The following is a 2,744-nucleotide window of genomic DNA, read 5'->3' on the forward strand; positions in this document are numbered from 1 at the left end:
TTAGAAATAATGTTGAACCTTTTTTCATAAAATACACCTCACATGTTTGTTTTCAAATAAACTATAACATCTAATTTATTGTTAAACAATAAATTTTTATTGTTAAATCTAAATTTTTTATTGTTTTATTTATATGTATTTGTGCCTTGAGTAAACTATTCAAGATAAGTAAATCATCAAATTAACAACTTCAATACACTCATTTTGAACGTTCTTTTGGATGATGGAGTAACAATTTAATTACATCTACTTTGCTAGTGCTTGTACTATCTTTTAAAAAGCTAGCATTATACTTTCACTTTCATTTAACTAGCTAAAACTAGCTGCTCCGGTATTATTAGTTAGCTTTTGTTCTACTCGCACTTCTTTTTGTTCTAAAAATATAGTGCTAGTATTTAAATACAAAATACTATCTCCTGCTAAAAGAAATACTCAAATATAAAACCATTCTTAAAAAAGCTCAAAGAACCTTTGAGCTTTTTTAAGAATGAAATTTTCCCATTAAACAATACTCTGACCAATAGGGGACATGTCTAAGGAGCGTACCAATTTAATGAAAAATATTCGTGTCACATTAACATGATATGCGGGATATAAGGCACGTGTACCTAAAGGAAACAAGACTATTGGATGGTTTTTTTTAGGTAAGATTAAGTAAAAAGTTATGCTCTATCCAAAATAAACATAGTATTTAAAAAGAGGACTCAACAACCTTACAGAATAAAACAGAAACAACACTTGGTCTCATAAGATCAAGTGTTGTTTCTGTTTTAGATGAATTAAAAAACATATTCGATGCAAATTAAAAAAAGAAGAAGCTTTTAGTATCCATGAATGCGTATTAAAAAAGAAAAAATCACTTGAAGAAATAAGTGTTTTTTTCTTTTGTTGAAAGGAATCAAAAGATGAAAAATCTATTTAAATATCTGTTCTTTTTAATTGGCGGAGCAATTTGGATTAGCGTTTTAATATTCTCTATCTACACTGATCTTGCTAAGGTTTATGGTTATAACCCTGTACGTATAGAGGAATGAAGAAGTAAAAAGACTCAAAATTATAAAGAAATATAAAAATAAACAACTTGAATATCAAAAAACACTTTGAGCAAACTATTCATGATGCCTACTAAAGGGCGTCTTCCACTGCAACCTTATGAAAAAGAAAGCTCCCCTCCCTGGTAGCTTTCTTTTTTTATGAATTATTACTTATGGCATAAAATTCATTCGTTTAAACAAACTACTCATAATGATTAAGGTCATTAATAAAAACATAGTTTGCACTAGAAGAAACTACTGCTAGTCCCAGTGGTTTCTTCTGTTTTCTATTTGTAATATTCAAATCTATAAGAAGAAGTAACTGCTAGGAATTTTGATTCTAACAGTTACTTTAAACATTTAGAAAATAAAAATTTACTGCTTTTGATTATTGGCTACTGAAGAATTTATATTATTGTCTTTATCCTTTAAGTAATTATTTATATTTATTGTACGATCTACATTAATGTTTCCATCTTTACTGCAATAGTTAATATCCATATTAAAAATGTTTATTTGGTATGACATCCTCATATCTCCTCCTATCCTCTTGTGAGGCATTGTCTTGTTTTTTATCACTCTCTGTAGAATCAGTTTCTTCGTCTTCATTGCTTTGTTCTTCACTTTCTTCTTGAATCTGTCCAATTAATGAAATAACAGATCCAATTGCTTGAATCCAACTTCCAACAACATCTAATGACCATATAGTATTATCTTCTTCTTTTTCAGATGATTCTTTGTTATCTATATAACTGGCTTTCAATTCATTTACGCCACTTAAAGCTTGAAGTGAATTTCCAATGACTTGAAGCAAATTTCCAATGATATTATAGATTTCATTTATATTTGACGTATCTTGAAATTCATCTCCTAAAGCAGTAGCTCCACCTAAAGCTTGAATCCAATTTCCACTAATAATCAGTTTCTGTTGTGTTGTATCTTTAAAATCCACGACAAGCCCAGAAATTACGATCACATTCCCAACAGATTGAAGTTCATTCCCAAGCCTCTCAAGGTTCTCTTCCCCTTGTCCATCAGCCTCTAGAGCATTTCCCACAGCCTGTAGTTCATTCCCAATCAAATTTAAATCTTTTCTGAAGCTGCTTCCTAATGAACGGAAGGGAGTACTGCCTACAGCAGATGTGACGGTTCCAATAGCTGCTAACCAAGCACCAAAGATTTCTTTTAACTGATTATCCATAATGATCTATCCTGTCGTTAAAGACATACTTTCTGATGATAAAAAGTACCCATTAGAATCTAAAATACAAAGGGTACTTTTAAGAAAAACAAAATATAAGGATTCTAGGGCAATAAACTTAATACTAAGAGCAAAGTATAAGCCTATATTAGTGTATTCTTTAGTAATCATATAGGTAACTTGCCTATACGAATAAAACTTCATTTTTCGAGAACACTATCCAAGATGATTCATATCATCATCTCGCCTAGTATAATCCATGAAGAAACTCCTGAACAGGCACCAGGGGTTTTTTCTATTTTTTGAGGGCATATAACATAAAAACCTAATTATCATAATGGACTTCATTACCAACAAGCTTTAAAATTCATCTCGTATAGTCGAACAGCTGAAATCAGTAATATTTTAGTAGGAGTGATTAGTAAGTTGGCACAGTTTTTTTGTCAGATTTGCGATTCTGAATTTAAAAGCTATAATAAAAATGCAAAATATTGTTCTCAGAAGTGTAA

Annotated in this window: 1 protein-coding gene; it reads right to left on the reverse strand. The window is 30.3% G+C overall.

Features of this window, described 5'->3' with window-relative positions; genetic code table 11:
• Positions 1 to 1,536: 1,536 nt before the first annotated feature.
• Positions 1,537 to 2,235, reverse strand: a complete 699-nt coding sequence (locus tag ACH0CI_RS28060; protein ID WP_406902644.1) for a DUF6944 family repetitive protein — start codon at positions 2,233 to 2,235, stop codon at positions 1,537 to 1,539.
• Positions 2,236 to 2,744 lie beyond the last annotated feature (509 nt).

Origin of the sequence: Priestia sp. 179-F W1.4 NHS, assembly GCF_045369295.1 — a bacterium.
In the GTDB taxonomy this organism is placed as follows: domain Bacteria; phylum Bacillota; class Bacilli; order Bacillales; family Bacillaceae_H; genus Priestia; species Priestia zanthoxyli.